Consider the following 26,708-nt stretch of genomic DNA (forward strand, 5'->3'; position numbering starts at 1 on the left):
GGCCCTTAGGGGTTAGATCAGCCCGTCAATGAAGGCGTGCACCGGGGTGGCTAACTGGGCGCCGTCCTGCAACACGCTGCGACCGGAACGTGCGGTCTTGAAAGAATGATCCCCGCCTTCAATCATTTCCACGCTGGCACGCGTTCCCAATTGAGCCAGGATGTCCTGTAAGAGCGGGACTTGTGCGAAAGGATCCTTGGTTCCTTGCAGGAATAGCATCGGTGCGGTGATGTCGTAGAGATGCTCTGTGCGCAACTTCTCGGGTGTTTTGGGGGAATGGAGCGGGTAGCCGAGAAAGATCAGTCCGGGCACGTCGCGCCCCTCGGCCACCATCATTGAACCCATGCGTCCACCGAAGGACTTCCCGGCGACAAAAACCGGCAAAGTATCGGCCAGGTTTTGTTGTGTCCAGTCGTAGACGGTGTTCCAGACGCTCACCGCCACGGGTGCACGATCAGGAAACTTCTTACCGGCATCCATGTACGGAAAATTGAAACGCAATACGTTGATGCCTAAAGGCGATAGGGCTTGGGCAAAACCTTCTAGGAAGGGGTGTTCCTTGCCCGCTCCAGAGCCATGCGCAAGCACCACTACAGCCCGGGCCTCGTCGGTAGCATCCCATAGCGCGCTGAGTTTGCTCTCGCCAAAGGGAATGTCAAAGTTTCTTGCCATGCTTCTCAGACTACGCGCCGGATGGCGGCTTAGTGCGGATCGGAGAGGCAGAAAATCACGCCGAATGGATCACGCAGTACGCTCCACCCAAATTCTTCACCGCCGCCGTGGGTTTCTAGCACGGTGGCGCCGGCAGCGACAAATTGTTCGATCTCCGAAGTCCGGTCGGCGGCAGATTCCAAATCCAGATGTACTCGATTCTTTCCGGAGGTAGGCTCGGCAACCTGTTGGAATGCAAGGTGGACCGCGGTGCCGGGAAGCGAAAGAATTGTGAATCCCGGGTACTGACCCACGTACTCTGCAGCTAACTGTTCGCGCCACCACGTTGCGGCGGCACGCTCATCCTGAACATCGATAGTGATCATTCCCAGAGTTGCCATGCGCATAATCTACCGAACCCGCGGACCGCTGGATAGGGGTTACCCCGGACAGATTCTGGGCAAAAAGCTGGGCCCGGGATGAACCATCCAGAAGGAAAAATTCAGCCCGGGCCCAGCGCCTATGCTCCTAGTGCTTCTAGACGCCGAAGTACTCCACGGAAGCCGGTACGCTTACTGGCTGCTGCTTGGCCACGGAAAGCTTACCGTCAAGCACGTCCACCACTACGGTGTCCCCAGCGCTCAGCGCATCGGCCACTAGCAGGTCGGCGATCGTGTCATGCACCTGGCGTTGCACCAACCGGCGAAGTGGGCGGGCACCGAACTCCGGATCGTAGCCCTCCTTGCCCAACCACGTGGTGGCCGCATCGGTGACAACCAAGGAAAGATCCTGATTCGCTAGGTGCGAACGGGTTTCCTCCAACACCAAGCTGACAATCTGTGCGATCTCGGATTCGTTGAGCTTGTTGAATAGCAGCACCTCATCGAGCCGGTTCAGGAACTCGGGGCGAACGAATTCGCGAACCTTGCCCATCACCTTGGCACGGATTTCATCCTGCTCACTTTTCGCATTGGTCGAAGCGAAGCCGAGCGCACCGGTGCGGCTGGCCAGGTATTGCCCGCCCAGGTTACTGGTCATCAGGATCAGCGTATTTGAGAAGTCCACGGTCCGGCCCTGCGAGTCGGTCAAGCGTCCATCATCCAAAACCTGCAGTAGCACGTTGAACACATCCGGGTGGGCCTTCTCGATCTCATCGAGCAGGATCACCGAGTATGGATTGCGCCGAACCTTTTCGGTCAGTTGGCCCGGTTCGTCGTGACCGATGTAGCCAGGAGGCGCTCCGATCAGCCGGGAAACGGTGTGCTTCTCGCCGTACTCACTCATGTCCATCCGGATCAACGCCTCGGACTTGCCGAAGAGGTTAGTGGCCAGTGCCTTAGCCAATTCGGTCTTACCGACACCGGTGGGTCCCAAGAACATGAAGGAAGCGATCGGACGGTTGGCGTTGGTCATCCCGGTGCGTGAGCGACGCACCGCACGAGCCACGGCCGACACCGCTTCGTGCTGCCCAATCACTGAGGCGTGCAGCTCGGTTTCCAAGTTGGCCAGTCGCGACTTGTCATCGGCGGTGATCTTAGCGGCCGGAATACCGGTGGAGCGTGCGATGACCTCGGCGATCTGTGCCTCGTCAACGACCCGGGTGACGGTTTCGCCGCCGGACTCTTCAACCTGCACAATGCGTTCGGTCAGTTCCTTGATGTGATCGCGCCAAGCCCCGGCATCTTCAAAGCGTTCCTCGGCGATGGCGCGAGCCTTGTCACGTTCGGAATCGACCAGTTCGGCACGCAACGCCTGCACGTCCTCGGTGCCGCCCGCAGCGATCGAGCGTCGGGCCCCGGCGATATCCAGCAGATCGATGGCTTTATCCGGCAGTTGGCGGTCGGTGAGGTAGCGTGCCGAGAGAGTGACCGCGGCCTGCAACGCGGCTTCGGTGTACTGCACCTGATGGTGATCCTCGTAAGATTCCTTCAACCCGGTCAGGATCTGTAGGGCATGCTCTTGGCTTGGTTCCTTGACAGTTACGGTGCCAAAACGCCGGGTGAGCGCGGCATCCTTCTCAACCTTGCGGAACTCGGCCAGCGTAGTAGCACCGATGAGCCGTAGTTCCCCGCGCGCCAGTCGTGGCTTGAGAATATTTGCGGCATCCATGGTTCCGGACTCTCCGGCCCCGGCACCAACCAGCAGGTGAATTTCATCGATAAATACGATGACTTCACCTTCAGCATCCTCGATTTCCTCCAATAGCGAGGTCAAGCGTTGTTCAAAGTCGCCACGGTAGCGGGTACCGGCGAGCATGCCGGGAAGGTCAATAGAGATCAGCCGGGCACCGGAAATTTGCTCCGGAACTTCATCGGCAACTATCGAACGGGCCAACCCTTCGGCGATAGCGGTTTTACCCACGCCGGCTTCACCGATCAGCACCGGGTTGTTCTTGGTCCGGCGGGCCAGGATTTCGATTACCTGTTCCAGCTCTTGATCGCGGCCGATCACCGGATCGATCTGTCCATCGACGGCCAGTTCGGTCAGGTCGGTGCCGTAGCGCTCGAGCATTGACTCGTTCTGTTCCGCAGATCCTTGCGAATTCTCTTCCTGAGCACGCTGCACCTGTTCGGCGGCGGCCTGCTGGAGCGATTGCGCGGTGACACCGTGCTCGGCCAAGAGGACACCCACCGGGGATTCCGGGGTGAAGACAAAGGCGAGGAACAGGTGTTCCGGATCAATGTAGGTCGAGCCGTAGTTGCGTGCCACCTGATAGGCATCGAAAAGTGTGCGCTGCGCTGCGGAAGAGAGTCGCGAAGTTTTTTCAGCACTTTCGCTACGCTGCGGCATGCGCCGTGCGGCGGCGGTGGCGAGCGCCTCAAGATCTACTCCCATGAACTTCAGGTGGGAGGAGACCGGCTCACTCTGCAGCAGGGCTGTTAGTAGGTGCAGGGCATCGATTTCATCGTGGCCATTGTCGGTGGCTACACCGGCAGCGCGGGAAACCACTTCATGGGTGCGCTGGGAGAGCAATCGGGTGATGTCGATGGGGCGTGCTGATTGGGCTCGTGAGGAGAGGAACCGTGAAAGGAATTCCTCGAACGAGCCATCGGCGGAAGAACCGAAGAATGCTGGCAAGTGAGCCTCCTGAACTTGAGTGTCATGTACTCATGTTCAACGCTGTGGCTCTAGATCTATTCCCTGCCGACAAAAAAATTTCTCTTTGTTGTGTGACTCACAGGCGTAGTGAGGGCATTAATGATGCGGCGGATTGATTTCGTGGGAATTCAAATCCACCAGTTCTAACTGAGCGGCGACAATCAGAGCCTGCACCCGATCGCGTACTCCGAGCTTGGTAAAAATTTTGGCCATATGCGTCTTAACCGTGGTGTCCGCGACGTTCAGGTAGCGGCAAATCTCAGTGTTATTTTTTCCCTGGGCGAGTAACGAAAGGATTTCAAGTTCCCGGTTGGTTAACCCCAGTTCGTTGGCAACCTCATCGGTTACTTCGGGTTTGCTGTAGGCATTCTGCACGGCGGCGATGAGGTCGGTGGAGACCGAAGGAGAGATCGCGGCCGTGCCGGAATGCACCGAAATGACGGCCTTGACGATGTCTGCCGGGTCGGTGTCCTTGACTAAGTAGCCCGAGGCGCCCGCCAGTAGCACAGGAACAAGGTAGTCATCCGAGGCAAATGCGGTTATCGCCAAAACCGCAGTGTCGGGTTTAGCGGCTTTGATCAGTCGGGTAGCTTCCACTCCATCCATGATCGGCATTTGCAAGTCCATCAGGACAACGTCCACGTCATGGGCGGTGCAATAGTCTACTGCTTCTTGCCCATTTTGCACGGAATTTAATAACAATGTGGCATCGTCTGTTGCTAGGATTGTGCCTAGGGCGCGCCGAATGAGGGGTTCATCGTCTGCAACTAGAACCTTGATTTGCTCCATGATTCGTTCCTCAATCGTTGGGCTCCGCAACCGCGGACCTGTGCCTGCAGTATATAAGCTCACCTTGTCAGGCAAGTTAATACCATTGGAGTACATCATGAAGCTCGCAAAGATGCTTGCAATTGCAGCCCTAGCCATTGCGCCCATTGCTGCAGTGCAGACCGCAGCGCCCGCAGAAGCAGCCGTTACTACCGTTGCTGGGCCACCCGTAGCCGAAACTGCCGGTCTAGCCACCGAGTTCTCTAAGTGGGTATGTCAACGTTTTGGTATCGGTTGCGGTTCCTAAAGACTCCATGCCGTGCTCCGAACTTTTGCTAAGGCACGTCATTAGATGACGGCACAGACCAGCACGCGCTGGAGGGGACTCTTGGGTGGGCCGCGCACCATCGTTCTTACCGGCCTACTCGTCTTAGCGATAATTTTCGGCACGGAAATCCTTACCCTCGTCCAAGAAGATGGAGGGCTCGAGTCATCAGATGTACTAAGTACAGCAGCTTTGGGGGCGCTGCTGTTCTTAGTTCTGCTGGTGGCCTACTGGCAGATACCAGCTGCGCTGGGAGCCTATATTGCGCTCTTGCTCTTTGGCTTCAGTAGCGCAGACCAATTATTCTGGCTCGTCACCTCTCTGGTCGTCTTTACCGCCTTGGCGGCTAGCCTTGAATCGGCGCTTATTCGGCATCTGTACCTTGCCTTTATCGCGATATGGATGCTGCAATTCGCACTCCGCTCTGAACGCGACGCCATTATCTTGGTGGTACTGGCCCCCGTTGTCGCGCTGACCTACTTGGCTGCGCGCAGCATTTTCGTTCTGCGCAAAAAGAATCAGCAGAGCATCAGCCAGATGGAAGCGTTACGCCAACGTACCGAAGAAGCGATCCGTAACGAGCGCAAAAATATTGCCCGCGACCTCCACGATATCGTCGCTCACGACATCACCATTGTGGCGATGCAATCCAAGGCCGCAAAGTTCGCGAATGATGAGCAGACCAGCCGCGAGGCCATCGAAATTATTTCCAAGCTCAGTTCCGAGACATTGCACGATTTGCGCCTAATGCTCAATGTGCTGCGCACCGACGGCACCATGAGTGACATTGGGGCGGCGGATGAGATGAATCCTGCCGCGACCACCATTCATGCCCTGCATGGGGTTCAGGTGTTTTCGCAGCGACTGAAAGATGCCGGTTTCGAGGTAGAAACGATATCGGCTAAAGAAGTTTCGGAGCTTCCGCGATCGGCTCATACGGCGCTTTACCGGGTGATGCAGGAAGCCACGACCAACATCATCAAACATGCTGAACCTAACAGCCGATGTTCTATCTCGCTTCGCCGGGTGGGGGAGAAGGCGGTGTTGCGGATGGTCAACCAGCTACCCCAACAACGTACCAAATCGACAAGAGATGCCTTGTGGGGCGGCAGTGGGCTGATCGGCATGGAAGATCGGATGCAGGCTTTCGGAGGGCATTTTCAGGCCGGTTCGCAGGGTACTGACTGGGTGTTGATTGCCGATATTCCCTTCTAAAAAGGTGGCATCCTACTTAAGTACGATTTCGCATTTTCGCTGAACGGGTTAAGTTAGATATGTATCGGTGAAGACCGGTCACAGCGGCACTTGACTGTTGAGGTTTTGCGAGTGGCTTCAGCAGTCAGCCGTGGTGATTAAAAGGTACGTTGCATGAATAACGAACTTGAATTATCGGTGATGTGCCCCCATCGCATGCCGTGTTCGAGCATCCGTGCGACGTACCTTTTATAACGTCATGGTTCATTCAACGCTACTGAATCCCCCAAAGCAGTGGCTGAACCTAACCAATCACCCCGGGTAGTCCCACCAAATCGGTGGAGCTACCCGGGGTGATTGGTTCTGTTGGGGTCTTAGCTATTTAGCGTCGGCCCAGGTTGTCCGGTGTGCTCAACGAAACGCACCGTCATGGCTTTGAAACCTGGAGTGTTGGACTCGCGAGCCACCAAGTCCCGGTGCACCAGCGCGTTGGCTTCAGGGAAATACGCTGCGGCACACCCTTTGGCCGTGGGGTAGGAGATCAAACGGAAACGGTTCGCTCGTCGTTCGGTTCCCTGGAACGTGGAAATCACGTCCACCAGTTCGCGGTCTTCGAAGCCAAGCTCGCGCAGGTCCTCCGGATGGATCAGAATCACCCGACGCCCGTCCTTGATGCCGCGGTAGCGATCGTCCACCCCGTAGAAGGTGGTGTTGTATTGATCGTGGCTGCGCATGGTCTGCAGAATCAGGTGTCCGTCGGGGGCATGCAGGGCTTCGAATGGTGAAACCGTGAAACGTCCCTTACCGATATCGGTGGCGAAGGAGCGAGAGTCGCGTGGTGGGTTAGGTAGCACGAAGCCATTCTTCTGACGGATCCGACGGTTGAAGTCCTCAAACCCGGGCAGTACGCGGGAGATATGATCCCGAATCACATCGTAGTCCTCGGCCATGGCTCGCCAGTCAACGATATGGTCCTCACCGAGAATCGCGGTGGCCATCCGCGCCACGATGACCGGCTCGGCCAGTAGGTGGTCGGAGACCGGGGTGAGGCGTCCTTGAGTGGAGTGGATAACCGACATGGAATCTTCAACGGACAGGAACTGTGCTCCCGCCTGATGCTTGTCATCTTTGTCGGTGCGCCCCAGCGTGGGCAGAATCAGTGAGGTCATGCCATGCACCACGTGGGAGCGGTTGGGCTTGGTGGAAATGTGCACGGTCAGCTTGGCGCGTTGCATGCCAGCTTCCAAGATTTCGGTCTCGGAGTTGGCCAGCGCAAAGTTTCCGCCCATTGAGACGAAGACGTCCACCTCATCCTTTTCAAAGGCGTGCAGGGTTTCGGTGGAGTCATAACCGTGCTCCCGCGGGGAATCAATCCCAAACTCCTGATCCAGAGCCTTGAGCAGTTGTTCGGTTGGCTTTTCCCAAATACCCATGGTGCGATCGCCCTGCACATTCGAGTGTCCACGCACGGGGCAGGCGCCGGCGCCGGGTTTACCGAAGTTCCCCTGCAAGAGTAGGAGGTTGATGATTTCTTTCAGGGTGGGAACCGAATGTGGTTGCTGAGTTAGTCCCAAGGCCCAACAGATGATCGTGGCCTTGGACTTGATCAGCAGCCCCGCGATCTCGGTGATTTCTTCGCGGGTCAAACCGGTGGCTTCTTCTGTCGCCGCCCAATCCAGCGTGGCTCGGGCCTCCTTGTAAGCTTCGAAGCCGTCGGTGACCGAGGCGATGAACTCATGATCCACGGCACTACCCGGGTTGAGTTTGTCTGCTTCCAAAATCAGGTGACCGAAGGCTTGGAACAATGCTAGGTCCCCGCCCACCTTGATCTGCAGGAAGTCACTGGACACCGGGGCGGACTTGCCCAACATGCCCGAGACACTCTGCGGATCTTTGAAGCCAAAGAATCCGGCCTCGGGAAGTGGGTTGATGGCAACCACCCGGGCACCGCGCTTGCGAGCATCGGCCAGCGCGCTGAGCATCCGTGGGTGATTAGTGCCCGGGTTTTGCCCGACGACAAAGATCACTTCGGCGTGTTCGAAATCTTCCAGCGACACGGTACCCTTGCCGATGCCGATCGTTGGATTAAGCGCGGATCCGGAAGATTCGTGGCACATATTCGAGCAGTCTGGCAGATTGTTGGTACCGAGGGAACGTGCCAACAGTTGGTACATGAACGCGGTCTCGTTAGCGGTGCGTCCGGAAGTGTAGAAGACGCAACGCTCTGGGGTGGTGGCGTTGACATGCTCGGCGATGGTCGAAAAAGCATCGCTCCAGCTGATCGGGGTGTAGTGAGTTTCGCCCTCGCGAATGATCATCGGGGTGGTGATGCGGCCCTGAGAACCAAGCCAGTATTCGGTCTTTTCACGCAACACACTGATCGGGTGCTCGGCCCACCATTCGGGAGTCACCGTACGCGCACTGGCTTCTTCGGCAATCGCCTTGGCGCCGTTTTCACAGAATTCCGCGGGCTTGCGGGCCCCGGTGATGGACTCGGGCCAGGCACAGCCGGGGCAATCGAACCCCCCGTGCTGATTGACCCGGAGCATCGAGCGTAGGGTGCGGGATACCCCGGCTTCGGCAAAGCCGCGTTCCATCGAGACTAATACAGCCTTCGGCCCGGCGGCTGCGCGCTTGGGGTCGGTGACCTTCAAATCATCTTCGTTGATGTCCTCAGTTGGTGCGGGGCGATGCATGGCTTCTACTCCATCTAAGTCTGCTGCTGAGCGGATCGGGTGGTTTCAGGCACCCACGACGCGTTGTGCATGAGTGTATAGGTTGATGCTGGTGCCACGGGAGAATGCGGCGAGGGTGAGTCCGGATTCATCGGCTAGATCTACAGCTAAGGAAGACGGGGCGCTCACTGCGCTGAGTACGGAGATCCCGGCCATCGCGGCCTTTTGAACTAGCTCGAAGGAAGCTCGGCCGGAAACTTGGAGAACAGTATCGCGTAGCGGCAGTCGGGATTGGCGGAGCGCGGCACCGATAACCTTGTCCACAGCGTTATGTCTTCCCACGTCCTCACGCAGGATCAAGAGCTCACCGGAGGTATTGAAGAGTCCGGCCGCGTGCACCCCACCGGTAGCCGAAAACAGGCTCTGAGATTTCCGCAAGGTATCTGGCATCCCGAGCAAGGTTTCAAGTTCGATCAGTCCGTCGGTGGGGGACAGGACATAGCGCGACTTTTTACGGACTTCTTCAATTGAGTTGGTGCCGCAGATCCCGCAGGCGGAACTGGTCACCACATTTCGAGCTAGGCTCAGATCTGGAAGTCGAGCGCCGGCTCCTAAGTGCACCTCGATAACGTTATAAGTCTGTTGCCCTTCGGCATCAGTTCCCGCGCAGTAGCGCATTGAAGTGAGTTGTTCGGCATGATCAACTATGCCTTCGGCTAGCAGGAATCCTGCTACCAGATCGAAATCATTGCCGGGGGTGCGCATGGAAGTGGTGAACGAGGTGGCATCAAAACGGATCTCTAATGGTTCTTCTCCGGCTAGTTTTTCCTCGCGAGTGATGCAGCGCCCATCCAGGGTGGCGCGAATTATGCGCCGTCGGGTGATCTTGCGTCCCATGATGGTGCTCCTTTGCTGGGCGAGTAACGCGTTTGGTTGCTGTGCACCGTCCATTGGGGATCGAGGTAGGCAACCGCGCGGGCACGTATCCGTATCCTCTACCGTAACCCTGCAAGGTTACGGCTTGCTAGTGATGCGCAATACGTATATCTAAGGTATATCAATTACTGAGCCTGTGTCGCTGGTCACAAAAACTTGTCGCGCCTTGTCTGCATCGATAATGATTGAAGTGTCAATCTTTTCGATACTAGGAGCAATTCATGACTGAACAGCTAACCGCCGCCGCAACCGATGCCTTTACCCTTTCTCCCGAGGTGATGGATCAGCTGTTCTTTGAAGCACGTAGCGCCAACTCCTTCAGTGAGGAGCCAGTCTCCGATCAGGTCCTCGATGCCATCTACCAGGCCACCAAGATGGGCCCAACGTTGATGAACAACCAGCCTCTGCGGATCAGCTGGATCAAGTCCGATGAGGCTCGTCGCGCCGTAGCTTCTACCATGGCTGGACCGAACGCAGCCAAGGCGCTGGCTGCACCGGCATTGGCCGTGCTCTCCTTCGACCCCGACTGGCATGAAGAGTTTGAGTTCTTCTTCCCGCATGCCGCAGAACGAAAGGCGATGTTCGAAGAGCCAGGGATGCGCGCTGCGGTGGGCGGGAATAACGCTTGGCTGCAAGCCGGATACTTCATGATGGCCGTACGCGCCGCAGGCCTAGCTGTTGGGCCGATGGGTGGTTTCGATAGTGCGGCTCTGGATGAGGCGATCAACGCCGAAACCGGTCACAAGTCATTCCTGATCGTGAATGTTGGCAAGCCGGGCCCGAACCCTTGGTTCGATCGCCTGCCTCGTCACGACGCAGACTTTGCGGTACGTAGCCTCTAGGATTTCGGTCAATAGTATGAGACCGCGGCCTATCACTGAGCATTCCAGTGGTGGGCCGCGGTCTTTTTTGGCTGTCGAGCTCTACTTGGCGGTGTCGTCGAACAGTAGATGATCCGAGACCTTTTCCAGGGCGCGTTCCAATGATGTGCGAACAACCTCAGGAACCGTAATATACTCATCGATCACGACAAGGCCCTCGCGTTCAAAGCAACGTAAGATGCGCTCCACCTGCGGAACCGTGGCCTGCAGTTGCGGCAACAGGTGCTGCTGCTCTTCAGGGAGATCTTCTGCCGAGGGGACTTGCAGCGCGAACTCAGTCCGGGGTTGAGTCGAGGATGCCGCGCTACTGAGCACACCGGCTACCATTTCGGCCACATGGCCTTGACCCGGAACGGCGAGGGCGTTGGTCAGGACGTGGGAGAACAGAACTTCCGCGATCAGTTCCTTGATCAACCGCGCCCCGGGGCCAGTGTTCGACTTGAGCGCCTGTGACAGGTTTTCGGTCGGTACGGCATTCGGTTCCTGGTAACGCAATAGCGCTGTGCCGATAAATGCATCCCAATAAGCGGCCAATCGTGGAATGTCACCCAAGACGGCTACGGTGCTTCCGTCGGCTGGCTCCCACGCGGTGTCATCGGGCTGCGCCGATTCGTCAACGGTCACGATGATGCCTAATGCTTCGGCCGCGTCGGCTAGGACCGTTGCGGAGAGTACTCCGCTGGGATCGGTGGGTTGACCTTCTGCGACCCACTGAAGCAGTTCACGTGCGGCAAAAACCATCGGGAGCTGTTCGAAGGCTGCGTTGGCCTGATCGTCTTCCATGAAGGGAGTCACGATGGGTGAATCCCCGGCCATTTTGGAGAGGAATTCGAAACTGGTCTTAAACTCCTCGACGCTGCCACCAAAATTCGCGCTTTGACCCAGAAAGACCAGATATTGCTTCAACAGATTCGCGCTGGTCTGCTGGACCTGTTCGCCCAGTGAGCGAAGGTGGCCGAGCTGTTCGCCCAGCGCGTTCGTGTCGAAGCTAGTGACATCGACCTTCTGGCGAAGTTGCGCGTGAACTGTTAACAGGGTGGTCACCCCTTCGATGGCCGAACGGGTTTCGCTGGCCGACCCCTGGTGGAAATGCCGATGCAGGGCCTGCTTGAACGGTTGCAGAGCCTGACGAACCTCGGTTTCAAAGGGTACGGAGCTACCCCCATCGCGTCGCGCGGGGTGTCCCTGAGAAGTCTTTTTCTTGCTGGGCTTACGTGTTGCCATGATCGGCGTAGTGTCCTTAGTTCAGCGTGTAAGTCGTGCCTCCAGTCTACGCAAGCCTCAAGGTGTGGGAGTTGAGCAGGGGAACGCGATATTTAGCAGGGATAAGTATGGCTAATCGCTATGAAGTCGGGGAACTATGAGTGAATATACCTAAAGATCCGTATATATTTCGATAGAAATCGAAAAGTTGGCTACTTAATACGATTATTGCTTGAATGTGCTCCGGATCACCGCTGATTTATCAGAATGCGTTGCATTTGCCTTGAAAAGCAGAGACAGTGAGTGCAAAGTCCTTCCCATGATGGGAAGCCGAGAAAAGTCTTTAAAGGAGTGCGGCTCATGGCCAAGGGTGCAATGCCGGATCATGTTGTCATTGTCGGTGCCGGTTTCGTCGGGCTATCCACTGCCTGGTATTTACAGGAGCATGGTGTCAAGGTGACCGTCGTGGATCGTGGCGGTGTGGCCTCCGGCGCTTCATGGGGTAACGCGGGATGGCTTACTCCGGCATTGACTCTGCCGATCGCCGAGCCGGCAGTCTTCACCAATGGGTTGAAGATGATGTTTGACCCGGCTTCCCCGCTCTATATTCCGTTGAAGGCCGATCCGAAACTGATTCGTTTCTTGCTTGGCTTCGCTTGGCACAGTACCCCGAAGAACTGGGAACGCGCCATGCGGACCTTCTCGGAGATCGGAATCACCGGTCTTGATGCCTTCGACGAAATCTCCGAGTCGACGCAAGCTGGCCCCGGGGTCCAGGAGCAGACGATACCTGCAAACCCCTTCCTGACCGGCTTCCGAAACTTTGCCGATCGTGACGGGCTGCTTCGCGAGTTCGAAATGATCCATAAGACCGGTGGCCACGTGGAATACGAATTGCTCAGTGGCGATGAGCTGCGCGAACTTGAGCCCACCCTCTCTGGGGAGGTGGCCGCGGGTATCGCCATTAAGAATCAACGCTTCTTGAACCCACCGAAGTACATGCTATCCCTCGCGGACTCGGTGCTGGCACGTGGCGGCGATATTATCGGCTCCTTCAACGTCACCGATGTGCGCGACAATTCAGGATCGGTCACCGTGATCGGTTCCGAAGGCCGTGCAATTACCGCAGATCACGTGGTGATGGCCACCGGTGCGTGGATGAATGATCTGACCAAAAAGTTTGGTGTAAATATCGTGGTTCAGGCTGGGCGCGGCTACTCCTTCACCGTGGAACCAGAGCACATGCCAACACACCCGATTTACTTCCCGGCGCAGCGTGTGGCGTGCACCCCGCTGGGGGATCGTTTCCGGATCGCTGGAACCATGGAATTCCGCGATGTGAACCACAAGTTAGAGCCCAAGCGTATCGAGGCAATTGTTGCGGCCGCGAAGCCGGTCTACACCGGTATTAATTGGGAAAGCCGCAAGGAAGAGTGGGTGGGTGGACGCCCATGCACCGCCGACGGCCTACCGTTGATCGGTCAGACTAACTCCGAGCGCGTCTCTGTTGGCGGTGGCCACGGTATGTGGGGTGTGGCCCTGGGGCCACTGACCGGCAAGATTCTGGCTAACCAAATTACCGGCCAGCCGGTGCCAAGTGTGGCACGGCACTTCAACCCACTGCGCAAGGGGTTCTAAGCCAACGCCATTTGATCGAGCGTCCTGCATAATCCGGACAGGGTTGTGTTGGACGCTCGGGCGTTTAAACGTTCGTGGCGCAGTGAAAGAGCCGGTGTCTTTAGGGGTGCCGTGCGGCCGAGCCCCGCAAAATTGCCCGATAGCCTTCTTGATAGTTCGGAAAGGTGGGTTCCCAGCCGGTGGAGCGTAATAATGCGTTGCTCAAACGCCGATCGGCCCCCGCGGCAGCTTTCGATTTATCGGGCTCTGGAACGGGCAGCCGCAAGGAGTCTGCTAGGTATTGGTAGACCTCCGCCAGCTGAGCGGGCTGATTGTCGGTCACGAGATAAAGCTCGCGGACGTCTGTGCCAAGTTGCGCCAGATGCACCACCGCTTTGGCCAGGTCGTCACGGTGAATTCGGTTGGTCCAGCGCGAGCCGCTGGGAACTCGGGCCTGCCCGTTGCGTATTTGATTGATGAGGTAGTTTCGACCCGGTCCGTAAATGCCAGAGGCACGCAGGATTGTGACCGGCAGCGCGGAACCTAATAAGAGATCTTCGGTACGCGCCAAGATGTGCGCGGTATCCCGAGACGGTGCTTTGGGGTGCTGCTCATCAATCCATTGCCCGTCGTGGCCGGCATTAACTGCGGTGGATGAGATGTAGAAGAAGCGGCTGAGATTCGGGGCCTGTTCCTGTAGGGCGTCGAGCAGGCGTCCGGCGGTCTGCAAGTAGTCGCGCTCATAGCTGGCGGCATCACGTTGGGCGGGCACCGGGGTGAAGACAACGATGTCAGTTTCGGGGTCGATACTCGGCAACTCATCGGTACTCAGATCCACCCGGTGCGCATGAAAGGTTGCTGGCAGGCGGCCGGGGTTACGTCGCCAAGCGGTCACCTGGGCACCGCGAGCTTGAAAACGCAACCCAGTTTCGATTCCGACATCTCCGCAACTAACTAGTAGTACCTTCGTCACCGTGACTCTTTTCGTGGCTGGAACTCGCTGGGTGGATCGCATGCTTGTATCAAGCATAGGCATCAGTGAGAGAAAACTTGCTAGAATTTGAATTGTTCGAATATGTGTTCTAGGAATGGTGGGGTGCGGTGGCGGAACAACAGGTTATCCCCGAACCGTCCAGCTCTGGTCCGGTCGGCGCCGTGCAAGCTATGGGCTTTCCGTCACCGGCTAGGGATTACTATGACGCGGGACTTGATCTCAACCGTCTGCTGATCAGTGACCGGGTTTCCAGCTTCATTATGCGAGTCAGTGGTCATGCCATGGAATCTGCCGGTATCTATGACGGGGATGAAATCATCGTCGACCGTGCCAGAACACCACAGCACGGCAATGTGGTGGTGCTACGACACAATGATCAACTGTTGATCCGCCGCTGGATGCTCGACGGACCTCGGGCTGGACTGCTCAGCGACGAAGCTACCGAACCGCAGTGGCTCAGCGAGGGTGACGACGTGGAAATCTTTGGACTGGTGACCCGGTGTTTGCATTATGTCCGCTAGAGAGCGAAGCGAATCGCGTGAACATATTGCATTAGTAGATGTGAATAACTTCTATGTCTCCTGCGAAAGAATTTTTGACCCGACCTTACGTGAGAGTCCGGTAGTGGTGCTGTCGAATAATGACGGGTGCGTCGTAGCGCGTTCGCAGGAAGCTAAGGACTTGGGCATCTCCACTGGTGTTCCCTATTTCAAGGTTCGCGACCTCGAGAAGAGCCATGGCTTGCGGGTGCGCTCAAGCAACTACGAGCTGTACGGGGATATTTCTGCCCGCGTGATGAACCATCGACTGTTGCGCGAAATGCAACTCGCAATCATTCTATGACCCCATAATAAGCGATCATTCTCATCTAGTGCTGTCGCTTTACCTAGTATATCTCGGGTTTGCTCGGTCGGCTATTGACCGATGATGCATTCACCCTTACATTGTTGTATGTGGTGCAACATTCAGATGATGTAATGCGGACTCTTCGCGCCGTGTCGGACTCGTCCAATGTGGCGTTTGCGACGCCGGAAGCGACGGTGTTTGAGGCCATGCTTGGTGGTTGGGACAGCCAACAGCGCAGTCGGGGGCTGCGTTCGACGACTATTGCGACTCGGCGGCGTCTGATCCTGCGGTTGCAGGAGTTTTCTGGAAGGATGCCGTGGGAGTGGAATGCTCAAGACGTCGAAGAGTTTATCTCGGGACCAGATCAACGGCTCAAGTCGCTTTCAACTATGCGGCACAATCACAATGCGATTAAGACGTTCTGTGCGTATTTGATTGATCCGAATTATGACTGGGTGGCGATTTGTGAAAACCAGTTTGGTAGCCACCCGGTGCAGGTTTGTCTGCCCTGGAATACGGTGGCACATAAGGCTCAATATGAGGGGTCTGGAAAACGTCGTCCTCTGTCCTTCGACGAGGTGGAAACCTTATTTGATACGGCTGATGCCAAAGTCGAAGAACTCGCTGCGTCAGGGAAGAAGGGCGCGCTGGCCGCGCTTCGAGACTCTCAGATATTCAAGACGGCTTATGCTTTTGGGCTGCGACGAAATGAGCTGGCGCAGTTGGATCTTGCGGATCTGCACTACAATCCCGAAGCTAAACAGTGGGGACGTTATGCGGCTTTGCATGTGCGATGGGGCAAGGCCGCCGGCGGCGGTGCACCTCGACGTCGTACTGTTTTGCTCGTGCCAGAATTCGATTGGTGGGTACCGGGTATGCGGCAGTGGGTTGAGCAAGGCCGTGATCGGTTTGATCCAGGAGAACTCGATGCTATTTGGGTTACCGAGCGACGGACTCGCATCTCTGGGGGTTATCTTGATCGCCGGTTTGCCGAGCTTCGTGCCGAAGCTGGGTTGCCGGAAGAGCTGACGTTGCACAGTTTGAGGCATTCGTATGTCACGCATTTGATTGAGCATGGGTATGCTGACCGCTTCGTGCAGGAACAAGTGGGGCACCAGCACTCGTCTACCACCTCGATTTATACCTCCGTGAGTGGAGATTTCAAGAATAGAATTTTGGCCCAGGCGCTGCGAAAAATTACCGAGGAGGAGGAGGGGTAGGAATGATTGAGCTGCATACTACGTGGAACCTTCGAGCCATTATGGCTTCGAAAGGGCTATTCCAAACGACTGATCTTCGCCCTTTATTGGCCGAGCGAGGCGTTGAGCTGTCGCGGGAGCAAGTGTATCGGTTGGTCACAACGCCACCTCGCCGCATTAGTCTGGAGGTGTTGTCTGCGCTGTGTGATGCGCTGGAGTGTTCTAAGGATGAGTTGATCGTGACGGAGCGGCGTGAAGTCGAAGCGCCGAAGACTGCTGTGGCTGAAGGTAGTAAAGCGCCTATTGGTGATCTGCGTCCGGTGCGGGCCAGGATCAGACGGCCTAAGTACTAACGAAAGCTCCTTATGGATACAGTGACACAAGACATTGTCTTGATTCTGGAGCCTTATGTCCCAGAAATTGCGCCGAGTGTTCTGGCCGCCATGATCGATTCTATTGCGCCGGTCCATCGGACGCGTCGGAGGCTGTTCATCGCGATCAGTAAACGGCCCGGGATTCTGACTGGTGAGGACCCGAACGTGCCCGTGACGGTTCAAGCCTTGACCGCTGCTCTCAGGGAGGCTGGGGCCGTGGCGATTGTGGTGCCGGGATGTGAGAGTTGTGGCCGAAAGATGCAGTTGCCGCATCGAGCTCCTCAAGGAGGTCGCCACTGTTCTCGGTGCGAGAAAAATTATCGAGCGAGACCATGTGTTGGCTGTGGGCAACGGCGACCCATCCATAAAAACCTTGATGGACAGTACTTTTGCAGACCGTGTTGGAGGCTCGATCCACGCTCCTTTGGCGTATGCCATCGCTGTCAGGAGACAACCTCTGTTAAGAATGCTTTAGACGGAACGTTGGTCTGCAATCGCTGCTATGAGCGTCCCAAGGCTGATTGTTTCGGCTGTCAACGTCTTCAACCCATAGCCCTACACCTGCAAGGGAAGACGATCTGTCCCAATTGCTACTACGGGATGCGTTATCCTCGGCCTTGCCCAGGCTGTGGTGAACAGAAATTCCTCACCCACATTGTAAACGACCAACTGTGCTGTGCTTCGTGCGCAGGTCAACCCGAAGTTTTAGCATGTCCGGGATGCGGTTCAGTGAAGAACGTGCGCAAGTTCCACCTGTGCATCGAATGCCACCGCCCTGAAACAATCCGAACGATGCTGGCAGATGCCGACGGGGCTGTGCGGCCTGAGCTTCGACCGTTAGAAAAGTATTTATTGGAAGGGCCTGCGCGAGCTGACTCCCTCATGGGGTGGCAATACACCAACCGTGTCAGTGCTGCGGTGCTGCGAGAATTAGCCACCGGGCAGTTGCCCCTAGAATTCGAGGCAATCTTTACCCGATGCGGAGGAAAACAAGGGGCAACGTTCTTACTGAGCCTGCTCGTGACCTCCGGCGTGCTCCCAGACATCGATGTCAATGAGGAACGATACTACCTCTGGTTGACCTCGTGGCTCTCGGAACAGACCAACTCGACTCATCGGTTGTTGCTGCGCCGATACGCGCAATGGGGGCTCTCGACCAAACCCTGGGCAGGGTACGCGATACGACCTACCGATCCCAATAACCGGTTTCACCGGCTCCGATCTCGACTACAGACCTGTGCTGAATACCTTCAATTCGTCGAGGAGCAGGGATATACGACCTTGACCTTGCCCCAACGCGTGCTCGACGCCTACGTTGCTGGCTCAGCGAACCGGCATGATCACATAAGCCACTTCACGCGATGGCTTAAAGACAATGGACTTGCTACAGCTGTCTCATCATATCGTCCAAAAAGAGAACCCGTAAGTTCGATGCCTCCGGATGAACGCTGGGATCTAGCGCGCTGGTTGCTCCGAGATCAAACCCTAGAACCGCAAGACCGTGTCGCAGGACTATTTGTGTTGTTATACGGACAACCACTGACTCGTATTGTCGCCATTCCACGTACTGCGGTGCATTTCAGCAAGCAAGGCGTTTCCGTCACCCTCGCCGATGATCCTATTGAGCTGCCTGAACAACTCGGGCATGCTGTCACGCTGTTGTACCAGAACCCACCCAGAACTCACCGGGATATAAATGACACATGGATATTCCCCGGAAGGTGGCCAGGTAGACACCTCACCGCAGGGGCCTTAGGAAGCCGGTTGAATCGATTGGGTATTCCGGTCAATCGTTCTCGTTCGGCCGCACTCCTGGAACTTGCCGCTGAAATACCTGTGCCACTCTTATCGGATCTGCTCGGTATCTCCACCGTCTCAGCTGCAGCCTGGGCAACAGCAGCAAACCGCGACTGGTCAACATATCCTGCACTACGCACGAAGGCTTGCCCGGCAAGATATCCGCCACGGAACTGATACAATCCAGGGTATGGCAGGTTCCTCTGCGGCTGCAGCCGCCGTGACGAAGATGCTCCGCTAGCGGCGGAGCACGTAGTCCTTTAATCTTTAGATGCTTCGCCGCTCTACGGCCAGTCCGGAGCGGCGCTTAGTGCTGCCCGGAGTTCTTCTGAACGATGGAGCACGACTTGGTTCCCACTAATCTTTCTTCTCAATCTAAAACCACGGCGGTGCGGGCTTGGGTGACGCTCGCCTGTCTTTCCATGTTGCAATTCTTGATCGCGGTAGATGTGACCGTAGTGAACGTTGCCCTTCCGTCCATCGGTGCCGAGTTCGGTGCCAATGCTAGACAACTGACATGGGTTGTCGTCGGGTACACGATCACCGGTGGCGGTCTATTAATGCTTGGCGGCCGGCTCGGGGACCTACTCGGGCAGCGCCGGTTGTTAATGATCGGCACAACTGTGTTCGGCCTCGCTTCACTGCTGGCGGGACTTGCCCCTACGTATCCTATTCTTGTAACCGCGAGGCTGCTTCAAGGGGCAGGCGAAGCAATGGCTTTGCCAGCCGCAATGGCTGTGATTGTTCTCTTGTTCCCCGAAGGTCGTGGACGATCACGCGCGCTGAGCGTGTGGGCGGCAGTTGCTAGCTGCGGGCTTGTGCTTGGCTTCATTCTCTCCGGAGTCATCACTGAGTTTTTAGGGTGGCGCTGGATCTTCCTTGTATCGGTACCCTTTATCGTGTTCGTCCTCATCGCTTCGGGCATTCTCATCCCGGCAGACCAGCCAAGAAGGCGTATGAAACTCGACCTTCCTGGTTCGGTCCTGTTGACAGCTGCGCCACTTCTGTTGGTATTCGGGATCGTCGAAGCAGGAGAGGCTGACGGAATCCCCCGTTGGGCGGCCGTAGTCGTGCTAATCGGAGCTGTGATAGCCGCATATTTGTTTGTTGTTGTTGAACGACGGGCCACGAATCCGCTGATACCCCTGGAGTTCTTCCGAAACCGAACGCGGGTGTGGGCCAATCTTGCGACTGCTCTGCTCAGCGCTGCTTTGTCCACATCGTTCCTGCTGTTCACTTTCTACCTGCAGAACCGGCTAGGACTCAGTCCGTTGACCACAGGACTGACGCTGGTGCCACTAGCGATCTCGCTTGTTGCTGCCGCAACCTTGGTACCTCGATTCCTCGGACGATGGGGTGCCCGATTTTGCGCCGTGACCGGCATCGGGTTTACGGCTCTCGGGATGGTGGCTATCGCCATCGTCACGTACGTGGAGGCTGCAGCTATTGCGATGATTCCAGCTATGGTTCTCATCGCAGTCGGGATGGGTTTTGGGCTAGTCGGGCTTCAATACGCGGCTGTTACTGGAGTGACCGAATCGGATGCCGGTACAGCTTCTGGAGTCCAGCGAGCAGCAGATCAGCTCGGCGGGTCAGCAGGCATCACCCTCTACATCGGCGTCGGTTTTTCTGGAGCTTCCTTCGGAATAGACCCATTTCTGCTCAGTAGTACGTTTGCCGTCATCGGGTTAATCGGGGCAGGACTGATAGCCATGCGTATATCCATGCCGCGTCATGGTGCTGAGGAAGACGCGTAGCAACGAAACCATCCGAGTCAGCTCCCGTGACATATGCTGGGCGCATCGTGACACCGTTTTCTCCGCCTTGGCACAGCGCAGTGACAGGCCCACGACGCGCCCAGCAGGGTATATCCTGCTGTAACGCAATCGACACGATTCAATAGTGAACAAATTGATATTCGCCAGTACCAGTAGAAGTGCTGGGACGGTTCGGCAGCTGGCAGGAAGTGTACTCCATTGATGAATCCTTTTTAGGACTTACTGGCACCGTCCGGCAGGTACAACGTGCCGCCGCGGAAATTCGAGCAGCGGTGTATCAATCGATTGGGGTTCCGGTGTGCGTTGGAGTTTCCTCCACCAAGACTCTGGCAAAGTTTGCCAACCACGTGGCCAAGAAAAACTCGAATATGGAGGGGATCTGCGTTACCGACCTCATGAATCCGGCGGTATTGCATAAGATCAAGTCGCGCGTGCCGGTCACCGAGGTCTGGGGTGTTGGTGCGAACACTGGACAAAAACTTACCGGGATGGGGATTCAAAGTATCGCGGATCTAGCTGACGCGGACCCACATCTCATCCGCAAAAAGTTCTCGGTGGTTTTGCAACGCACGGTCTTCGAACTCAACGGTACACGGTGCATTGGGCCCGTTGAGGAACGATCCAATAAAGGGCAGGTCATGTTCACCAGATCCTTCTCCCAGCCCGTACGCACTAAAGAACAAATGCGGGAGGTGATGAGCTTTTATGCGCAGAAGGCTGCAGCACGGCTCGCCAGTGAGGGACGCTATGCGAGTTTAATGACCGTGATGGCCGGAACCAGCCGGTTTGCGGCAACTGGCCAAGCATTTCCTTCCACCCAGATTCGGTTGCCACACCCGACCCGAGATCCGATTCTGCTCACCAAGCTCGCAGTGGCAGCAATGGACGAAGTGCTAGAGCCGGGCTATGACTATGTGCGTGGCGGCGTGATCCTCTCCGGATTGAGCACCCAACCAGCTGCCGAGGAACTTGACCTAGACTTCGGCGAGCTGGCCCACCCGAACGACCAGAAGAAGTCAGGCGCCGATGGCGAACAGATCAGCCAGATGATGAGCCAGGTGACGCAACGCTTCGGAAACAGTGCGATCGGGCTGGGCCGTAGCGGAATGCTGGCCGCACCCGAATGGTCGATGAAGCGGGAGTTTATTTCCCGCCGCTACACCACCGACTGGCGCGAATTGCCGGTGGTCGACGCCTAAACGTTTGCGAGGAAGTTGCGCAGAATCCTTGAAAAGCAGCCCTCGGTGATGTTCCGCGTTGCTAGGACAGTGCCACAATGAGTTTATGAACCTCAGACGTAGCGCCCGTGTCCTAGCCCCATTGCTGGCGTTAAGCCTAATCGGGTGCGCGGTGGACGCCCCGCTCCCGTCCGAGACTACCCGCCCGAGTGAAAGCGGTGACTCGTCGAGCAGGAATCCTGGGCCGAGCACTACTCCTACTCCCACTCCCGAGCCAGCCGACGTGGCTGCCGAGCTGGTGAATGAGATGGATCAACGTCAGCAGGCGGCGTTGTTGGTGATGGCCGGGTTACCAGCAACTGGAGCAACTCAAAGGCAATTACAAGCGCTCGCCGAGGCCGGGATCAACAGTGTTTTCCTGCGGGGCCGTTCGCAGAAATCATTGACGGCTACGCGTGCGGTGGTCGATGAGATCACCGCGGAATTGGAAGGAAACCTTCCCGAGAATTACCCGGTGTGGGTTGCCACGGACCAAGAAGGTGGATTCGTTCGGGTGCTACAAGGTGCGGGATTCAGCGAATTGCCCACCGCGGTCGAACAAGGTGGCTGGTCCGAATCTCGGCTCCAAGAGACCATCGAAGTGGTGGGTGCCGAACTGGCCGAAGCCGGAATCAATATTAATCTCGCTCCGGTAGCCGATACCGTGCCGCAGCAAACAGCCGGGTCTAATGCCCCGATCGGTTACTGGAAACGGAACTATGCTTTCGAGCCGGTGCCGGTGAGCATGGCGGTGCGGCAGGTTAACGAGTCATTCTATGCCGCTGGAGTCCAGCCGGTGGTGAAGCATTTCCCGGGGCTGGGACGAGTGAAAGCCAATACAGACACCGCGGCCAATGTGATCGATGCGCAGACGACGACGCAGGATGAATACCTTTTGCCCTTTGCGGACTCGATTACTCAGGACGTGGCATGGGTGATGATTTCGAACGCCAGCTATCCCGAGTTGGATGAAGAACACCTGGCCCCATTCTCCGAGGCCATCATTACCGATCTTTTGCGCACCGAACTGGGTTATGACCGGCTGGTGATCTCCGATGATCTGTGCGACGCCGTCGCGGTGTCGAAGCTTGATGTGGGCCAGCGTGCGGTTCAGTTCATCGAGGCTGGGGGCACGTTAGCGCTCTGTGTGCAGAGCGGACCGGCGGTGCAGATGGTGCAAGCGCTGATCGATCAAGCCGAGGCAGATAGCGAATTTGCGCAGAAAGTTCGGCAAGCCGCCACCGTGGTGATGACCGAGCGTCTTTTGGCGGCCGAACAAGACTGATCCCCGGCACTGGGTGTAGTGCCGGGGACCGAATCTCAGTACGGACTATTTCTTCCCTTTCCCTTTTCCTTTATCCTTGCCTTTTCTATCGGCTTCGATGGTCAGCACCTCGGCCCGGTCACCATCATTTGCGCCGTGCTTCTTGCTCTTGCGTTTGGCGTCCAAGTCTCCGGTGGCGTTGTGCAAGTGAAGCAGCAACACCTCGGATTCCTGTTTGGTGTCCTTCACCGTTACCGGGATGCGGGTGTTCTTCACACTGGTAAACAGTGAGCCGGTAGCACCGAAATCAAGTTGCGGAGCAGTCACGTTGAAATCGATCCATTCGGTGGTGTCTACCGGGATCAGCGCACCGTTGGCATCGGTGTGGTACCAAGAGTAAGTTGCTACTCGGTAAGAGATGTCATTGCTCGACTCATCCAACCCCAACGCCGAAAGCGCTACCGGTAGTACCGCGACGTTCGTGTCGAAGTTATTGGTGTCGACATCTCCGAGCACCCCGTTGACCGGCTGCAGATCTACCTGGGTCCCCGTCGCCAGATCAAAAGTGGCTGCTAGGTCCAGATCAATGCCATCGATCTGCGTGTTGAAGGTAACGAAATCCGCTTTCCCGTCCGAGTTGGTGTCAAACTCGATATTCAGCTCGGTGGCGCTGGACATGCTTGCCCAGTTCTGCCACGTTGAGATGCCGATATTGAGCAGACCGTCGGCGACACCGCTTGTCGGTGCGGTGGAATTAGCTCCCACATACTGCAGATCCATTGCACTTGCTGCAGGAATCGCAGCAAGACGATCGGTTTCTCGCTTACTCTTCGCACCTAATTCGAAGGCTCCGAGTAACGAGGTGATTTGACCGTTACCGCTGCCCAGTTGCAGATCCTGTCCCTTGAGCTTGATGGTCGTGGTGTTCGCACCCTTCTTGAGCTTGTCCACCTGTCCACTCATTGATGCTGTGGGTTTCGGCGCGGCCTGAACCGGCACACGCAGGGTAGGAGCCTTGGAACTGGTCATTTCCACACGACCGGTGACATCGCTGACCCACTGTCGTGGAAGACCGGACTGCAGGGAATCCATGGTCGGATCCATGGTTTTGGAGAACTTCCGTGGATCCACCCTCAGCGTCACCTTGACCGTGGCCGATGCCCGGGGAGCAAGCCTGAGTGACTTGCGGTCCAAGCTGTAGCTAGCACCGGGAATCTCGGTAGCTGGCACGTACTTCAGCTTGTAGTCCACTCGTTTATTCGAGGTGTTTTTCACCGTAATGGTGCGGGTAGCGGAGAACTTCTTCTTTGCATCCAGTTCGATGACTCCAAAGACTACCGAGGTCAGATCCGGATTCTTCGAATCGAAGGCATAGGCTGGGGAAGTGATTGCCGCATCGGCCATCACCCGACCGGCGCCCACCCGATTGGGGCCGAATGGTTGACCATTGGCTGCCAGCACATCGGCGGCCGCAGTGTTCATGATCAGGCTCTTGGCCTGTTCGGGAGTGTAGTTGGTTCCTTGCAGAACTAACGCGGCGATACCGGCAACCATCGGGGTGGCCATCGACGTACCGGACTTAACAGAAGGTTTATTGCCGGTGCCCACGGCCACCGAACCGATCTGGGTACCCGGAGCGGCGACGTCCGGTTTCACGATTCCATTGGAACCATGAACGCCGCGCGAAGATGAGGCGTTCAAGGTATCTTGCGCCCCGGAGTTACCGGAAGCCGCACCGATGAGCTCGGGAGACAATGTCACATTCAGGGTGCCATTCTGCGCTGCGGGACGCAGCTTCTGGGAATTATCCAGGGTCAACTGAGCTCCCGGGATCACCGCGTTGCCGGCGATCCCGGCATCGAAGAGGTTGGTCTCGGCATCCAGCAGCACGCCGGTTGCGCCGCCGGCGGCGGCATTATCAAAACGGGCGCCCGAACCACAAGGGAACTGGCCATCCTCACTCCATTGCAACCAAACCCATTTACCGTCCAACGAACCGGGCTCGAATGCCTGGCAACCAAAGCGGTTACTTTCGGGGGCCATGATCACCGCACCGCTCAAGGCGGCTGGGTCGGCCGACGTGTAATCGAAGTTCACCGAATACTGACCAGCAACGTTTCCGCTCAGTTCCGCCGGAGCGTCGACCTGAATGGCATCCATGGTGACCTGAGAACCGACGGTATTGGCCACCGTCAAGGAACTGCGTGAGTTACCCGGCGACCCACCGATGTCGGTCACATCGCCGGCATTACCGCTAGCTACCACCGAGAGGATCCCGGCTTTGGTCAGCGCATCGACGATATCGTTTTCTGGGTCATCGGTGGGCGAACGATCTGAGCCCAATGACATATTCACGACATCCGCGCGATCGGAGAAGTCACCATCCCCGTTGGGATCCAACACATAGTCCAAAGCCTGACCCACCACGGCCGAAGACCCGGCGCAACCAAAGACGCGAATGCCAATAATCTGCGACTTCGGTGCAGTGCCGGGGCCAACACGCATTTGTGCAACGTCCTCGGCGGACAGCGAGGAATAATCGCCACGGAAAGTGGAACCGTCGGCATTCACGCCGTAGCCGGAGGAGCTACCGGCCACGTGGGAACCGTGTCCGGCAGTCTGGCAATCCAGCGGGTTCGGATCCGGTTGGGGAACTGGCTGATAGGTGGGGTCCGAAGGATTCGCGTTATAACTATCGCCCACAAGGTCCCAGCCGCCGACAAACTTCTCGGGATCGATGAGCCCGGAATCTGCCGCGGGCAGTTCGGTGGAAGCCTGTGCCTGGGCGTATCCTTCCGCGGTGCCCGGTCCGCCAAAGCCGGAATGGGTGTAATCCACGCCGGTGTCTAGGACGGCAATTTTGATCCCTTCACCGGTTTTCTCTAGCACAGTCCAGCTTTCTAACGAGCCGGTATCGATGACGGAGCCCCGATTGCTCGGGTATTTGGGGACGATGGCGCTGATTTTGGCCACGTCATCGCGGGTTGCCAGCTCCCGGAGTTCTTCGGCATCGCCGCGAAGTGCCACGCCACGTAGGGCGTTGGAGGTGGTGTACAGAACCTTTGAGCCGGATTCGCGGGCGAGGGTCTTGCCCTTGCCCTCAACTTCGGAGCGGATCTTTTTGACCCGGTTGGTGTCACGTTTCTTGGCTTTGACCTCAACTTCTTCGAACGCCCCAGCACCTTCAAGCTGGACGTAGACCGATACTTCGCCCTGGGCCTTAGCCAGTGGGCCGGAAACTTTTAGAGCAGAGAGTGACGAGGTGCTCTTGCCTCCGAGCGACAGTGCCTCTTCACCATCAGCCGGCCGCGGAACGGGGTCCGCGGCGGCGGGTGAAGCGACGGTGACGGCTAATGCCAAAGCAGTAGCCGACGCCATGATCGTCCGGGCAAGGCGCGGGGTGCGCCGAGTGATCATGATTCTCCTAGGTGAAACGCGGAAGTAGCACTTGCGAGTGCCGATAACCGAGCCGGAGTCCCCATGTCACTATGCTTGCCGGTTATCGCTTCCGGGTTCGGCGTCCGCAACTGCGCCTGATCCCTAGTTGGCAATCATATGTGACTCACGCTACATTTCAAGCGGTTATTGAACATCAATTCCATGACTTGAGCGCAACCGGCTAGGCGCTTCAGACCTAGAAATACTACTGAGTAGGTATGATGCGACTTGGCACGGGGTTGACTAGGTGGCTAATTTCATATTAACCATTCGGCTAATTAAGTGAGACACCTGTCTAGGTGAGCCCTGGGCGGCGGCCTTCCGCTTGTCAGAGCCTAAAATCGTTGAAAGTTGTTGCTAACTTGTGCATGCGTTTTCAGGATCCGAAGGGCGATAACTAGTGCCGGATCGTGAGGGGCGGGGTGCCTCGGAGAGGCCACACGGCTATTCGA

At 57.0% G+C, this 26,708-nt stretch carries 20 protein-coding genes and 1 pseudogene; 12 read left to right on the forward strand and 9 right to left on the reverse strand.

Annotation, left to right across the window (positions count from 1 at the left end; all coding sequences use genetic code 11):
• Positions 1-12: 12 nt before the first annotated feature.
• From ACQQZ8_RS01500 to ACQQZ8_RS01515, 4 genes are all read right to left on the reverse strand, one after another.
• Positions 13-672 (reverse strand): alpha/beta hydrolase family protein, encoded by a 660-nt coding sequence (locus ACQQZ8_RS01500; protein ID WP_431710989.1) that lies wholly within the window; start codon positions 670-672, stop codon positions 13-15.
• Positions 673-701: 29 nt separating this feature from the next.
• On the reverse strand, positions 702-1,052 hold the full coding sequence (locus tag ACQQZ8_RS01505; protein ID WP_431710990.1) for a VOC family protein: 351 nt from the start codon (positions 1,050-1,052) through the stop codon (positions 702-704).
• A 136-nt stretch (positions 1,053-1,188) separates the two neighbouring features.
• A complete protein-coding gene (locus ACQQZ8_RS01510) occupies positions 1,189-3,729 on the reverse strand; it encodes an ATP-dependent Clp protease ATP-binding subunit (protein ID WP_431710991.1) in 2,541 nt (846 codons plus the stop codon).
• Between the two features lie 117 nt (positions 3,730-3,846).
• Positions 3,847-4,539 (reverse strand): response regulator, encoded by a 693-nt coding sequence (locus tag ACQQZ8_RS01515; RefSeq protein ID WP_431710992.1) that lies wholly within the window; start codon positions 4,537-4,539, stop codon positions 3,847-3,849.
• A gap of 97 nt (positions 4,540-4,636) precedes the next feature.
• Here ACQQZ8_RS01515 and ACQQZ8_RS01520 point away from each other — a divergent pair, with 97 nt between their 5' ends.
• A complete protein-coding gene (locus ACQQZ8_RS01520; protein ID WP_431710993.1) occupies positions 4,637-4,825 on the forward strand; it encodes a hypothetical protein in 189 nt (62 codons plus the stop codon).
• Positions 4,826-4,870: 45 nt separating this feature from the next.
• Positions 4,871-6,058 (forward strand): sensor histidine kinase, encoded by a 1,188-nt coding sequence (locus ACQQZ8_RS01525; protein ID WP_431710994.1) that lies wholly within the window; start codon positions 4,871-4,873, stop codon positions 6,056-6,058.
• Between the two features lie 353 nt (positions 6,059-6,411).
• Here ACQQZ8_RS01525 and ACQQZ8_RS01530 read toward each other — a convergent pair whose 3' ends face one another.
• Both ACQQZ8_RS01530 and fdhD read right to left on the reverse strand, forming a co-directional pair.
• On the reverse strand, positions 6,412-8,733 hold the full coding sequence (locus tag ACQQZ8_RS01530; protein ID WP_431710995.1) for an FdhF/YdeP family oxidoreductase: 2,322 nt from the start codon (positions 8,731-8,733) through the stop codon (positions 6,412-6,414).
• 45 nt (positions 8,734-8,778) lie between these two features.
• A complete protein-coding gene (gene fdhD, locus ACQQZ8_RS01535; protein ID WP_431710996.1) occupies positions 8,779-9,609 on the reverse strand; it encodes a formate dehydrogenase accessory sulfurtransferase FdhD in 831 nt (276 codons plus the stop codon).
• A gap of 260 nt (positions 9,610-9,869) precedes the next feature.
• On the opposite strand from fdhD, the gene ACQQZ8_RS01540 reads away from it, so the two are divergent.
• On the forward strand, positions 9,870-10,490 hold the full coding sequence (locus ACQQZ8_RS01540) for a malonic semialdehyde reductase (RefSeq protein ID WP_431710997.1): 621 nt from the start codon (positions 9,870-9,872) through the stop codon (positions 10,488-10,490).
• An 81-nt stretch (positions 10,491-10,571) separates the two neighbouring features.
• Here the strand turns inward: ACQQZ8_RS01540 and ACQQZ8_RS01545 are convergent, their stop codons facing one another.
• Entirely contained in the window at positions 10,572-11,753 is a 1,182-nt protein-coding gene (locus ACQQZ8_RS01545; protein WP_431710998.1) for a hypothetical protein, read from the reverse strand.
• 339 nt (positions 11,754-12,092) lie between these two features.
• Between ACQQZ8_RS01545 and ACQQZ8_RS01550 the strand changes: the two genes are divergently transcribed.
• Positions 12,093-13,370: an NAD(P)/FAD-dependent oxidoreductase gene (locus ACQQZ8_RS01550; RefSeq protein WP_431710999.1), complete on the forward strand. Its 1,278-nt coding sequence runs from the start codon at positions 12,093-12,095 to the stop codon at positions 13,368-13,370.
• 100 nt (positions 13,371-13,470) lie between these two features.
• Here ACQQZ8_RS01550 and ACQQZ8_RS01555 read toward each other — a convergent pair whose 3' ends face one another.
• Positions 13,471-14,322, reverse strand: coding sequence for an NAD(P)H-binding protein (locus ACQQZ8_RS01555; RefSeq protein WP_431711000.1), 852 nt, complete (start codon positions 14,320-14,322; stop codon positions 13,471-13,473).
• Positions 14,323-14,450: 128 nt separating this feature from the next.
• On the opposite strand from ACQQZ8_RS01555, the gene ACQQZ8_RS01560 reads away from it, so the two are divergent.
• The 8 genes and pseudogenes from ACQQZ8_RS01560 to ACQQZ8_RS01595 all read left to right on the forward strand — a co-directional run bounded on the left by ACQQZ8_RS01560 (position 14,451) and on the right by ACQQZ8_RS01595 (position 22,839).
• Positions 14,451-14,864 (forward strand): LexA family protein, encoded by a 414-nt coding sequence (locus tag ACQQZ8_RS01560; RefSeq protein ID WP_431711001.1) that lies wholly within the window; start codon positions 14,451-14,453, stop codon positions 14,862-14,864.
• Positions 14,854-15,141, forward strand: a pseudogene (locus ACQQZ8_RS01565) (DNA polymerase V subunit UmuC); the annotation flags it as partial. The gene ACQQZ8_RS01560 and the pseudogene ACQQZ8_RS01565, both read left to right, overlap by 11 nt.
• 119 nt (positions 15,142-15,260) lie before the next feature.
• On the forward strand, positions 15,261-16,409 hold the full coding sequence (locus ACQQZ8_RS01570; protein WP_431711002.1) for a tyrosine-type recombinase/integrase: 1,149 nt from the start codon (positions 15,261-15,263) through the stop codon (positions 16,407-16,409).
• Between the two features lie 2 nt (positions 16,410-16,411).
• On the forward strand, positions 16,412-16,741 hold the full coding sequence (locus ACQQZ8_RS01575; RefSeq protein ID WP_047118356.1) for a helix-turn-helix domain-containing protein: 330 nt from the start codon (positions 16,412-16,414) through the stop codon (positions 16,739-16,741).
• Positions 16,742-17,644: 903 nt separating this feature from the next.
• Positions 17,645-18,736, forward strand: coding sequence for a hypothetical protein (locus tag ACQQZ8_RS01580; protein WP_431711003.1), 1,092 nt, complete (start codon positions 17,645-17,647; stop codon positions 18,734-18,736).
• Positions 18,737-18,981: 245 nt separating this feature from the next.
• Positions 18,982-20,316, forward strand: coding sequence for an MFS transporter (locus ACQQZ8_RS01585; RefSeq protein ID WP_431711004.1), 1,335 nt, complete (start codon positions 18,982-18,984; stop codon positions 20,314-20,316).
• Positions 20,317-20,525: 209 nt separating this feature from the next.
• On the forward strand, positions 20,526-21,536 hold the full coding sequence (locus tag ACQQZ8_RS01590; protein WP_431711005.1) for a DUF4113 domain-containing protein: 1,011 nt from the start codon (positions 20,526-20,528) through the stop codon (positions 21,534-21,536).
• Between the two features lie 85 nt (positions 21,537-21,621).
• A complete protein-coding gene (locus ACQQZ8_RS01595) occupies positions 21,622-22,839 on the forward strand; it encodes a glycoside hydrolase family 3 N-terminal domain-containing protein (RefSeq protein WP_431711006.1) in 1,218 nt (405 codons plus the stop codon).
• 45 nt (positions 22,840-22,884) lie between these two features.
• Here ACQQZ8_RS01595 and ACQQZ8_RS01600 read toward each other — a convergent pair whose 3' ends face one another.
• Positions 22,885-26,235: a S8 family serine peptidase gene (locus ACQQZ8_RS01600; protein WP_431711007.1), complete on the reverse strand. Its 3,351-nt coding sequence runs from the start codon at positions 26,233-26,235 to the stop codon at positions 22,885-22,887.
• Positions 26,236-26,708 lie beyond the last annotated feature (473 nt).

The sequence above is a fragment of the Glutamicibacter uratoxydans genome (assembly GCF_050753455.1).
Classification (GTDB): domain Bacteria; phylum Actinomycetota; class Actinomycetes; order Actinomycetales; family Micrococcaceae; genus Glutamicibacter; species Glutamicibacter uratoxydans_A.

Coding starts and splice junctions, on each gene's coding strand:
- ACQQZ8_RS01525 (WP_431710994.1), top strand. CDS start 4,871: ATGACGGCACAGACCAGCACGCGCTGGAGGGGACTCTTGGGTGGGCCG.
- ACQQZ8_RS01500 (WP_431710989.1), bottom strand. CDS start 672: ATGGCAAGAAACTTTGACATTCCCTTTGGCGAGAGCAAACTCAGCGCG.
- ACQQZ8_RS01595 (WP_431711006.1), top strand. CDS start 21,622: ATGAACCTCAGACGTAGCGCCCGTGTCCTAGCCCCATTGCTGGCGTTA.
- ACQQZ8_RS01550 (WP_431710999.1), top strand. CDS start 12,093: ATGGCCAAGGGTGCAATGCCGGATCATGTTGTCATTGTCGGTGCCGGT.
- ACQQZ8_RS01545 (WP_431710998.1), bottom strand. CDS start 11,753: ATGGCAACACGTAAGCCCAGCAAGAAAAAGACTTCTCAGGGACACCCC.
- ACQQZ8_RS01580 (WP_431711003.1), top strand. CDS start 17,645: ATGGGGTGGCAATACACCAACCGTGTCAGTGCTGCGGTGCTGCGAGAA.
- ACQQZ8_RS01585 (WP_431711004.1), top strand. CDS start 18,982: ATGTTGCAATTCTTGATCGCGGTAGATGTGACCGTAGTGAACGTTGCC.
- ACQQZ8_RS01520 (WP_431710993.1), top strand. CDS start 4,637: ATGAAGCTCGCAAAGATGCTTGCAATTGCAGCCCTAGCCATTGCGCCC.
- ACQQZ8_RS01600 (WP_431711007.1), bottom strand. CDS start 26,235: ATGATCACTCGGCGCACCCCGCGCCTTGCCCGGACGATCATGGCGTCG.
- ACQQZ8_RS01575 (WP_047118356.1), top strand. CDS start 16,412: ATGATTGAGCTGCATACTACGTGGAACCTTCGAGCCATTATGGCTTCG.
- ACQQZ8_RS01505 (WP_431710990.1), bottom strand. CDS start 1,052: ATGGCAACTCTGGGAATGATCACTATCGATGTTCAGGATGAGCGTGCC.
- ACQQZ8_RS01515 (WP_431710992.1), bottom strand. CDS start 4,539: ATGGAGCAAATCAAGGTTCTAGTTGCAGACGATGAACCCCTCATTCGG.
- ACQQZ8_RS01540 (WP_431710997.1), top strand. CDS start 9,870: ATGACTGAACAGCTAACCGCCGCCGCAACCGATGCCTTTACCCTTTCT.
- ACQQZ8_RS01530 (WP_431710995.1), bottom strand. CDS start 8,733: ATGCATCGCCCCGCACCAACTGAGGACATCAACGAAGATGATTTGAAG.
- fdhD (WP_431710996.1), bottom strand. CDS start 9,609: ATGGGACGCAAGATCACCCGACGGCGCATAATTCGCGCCACCCTGGAT.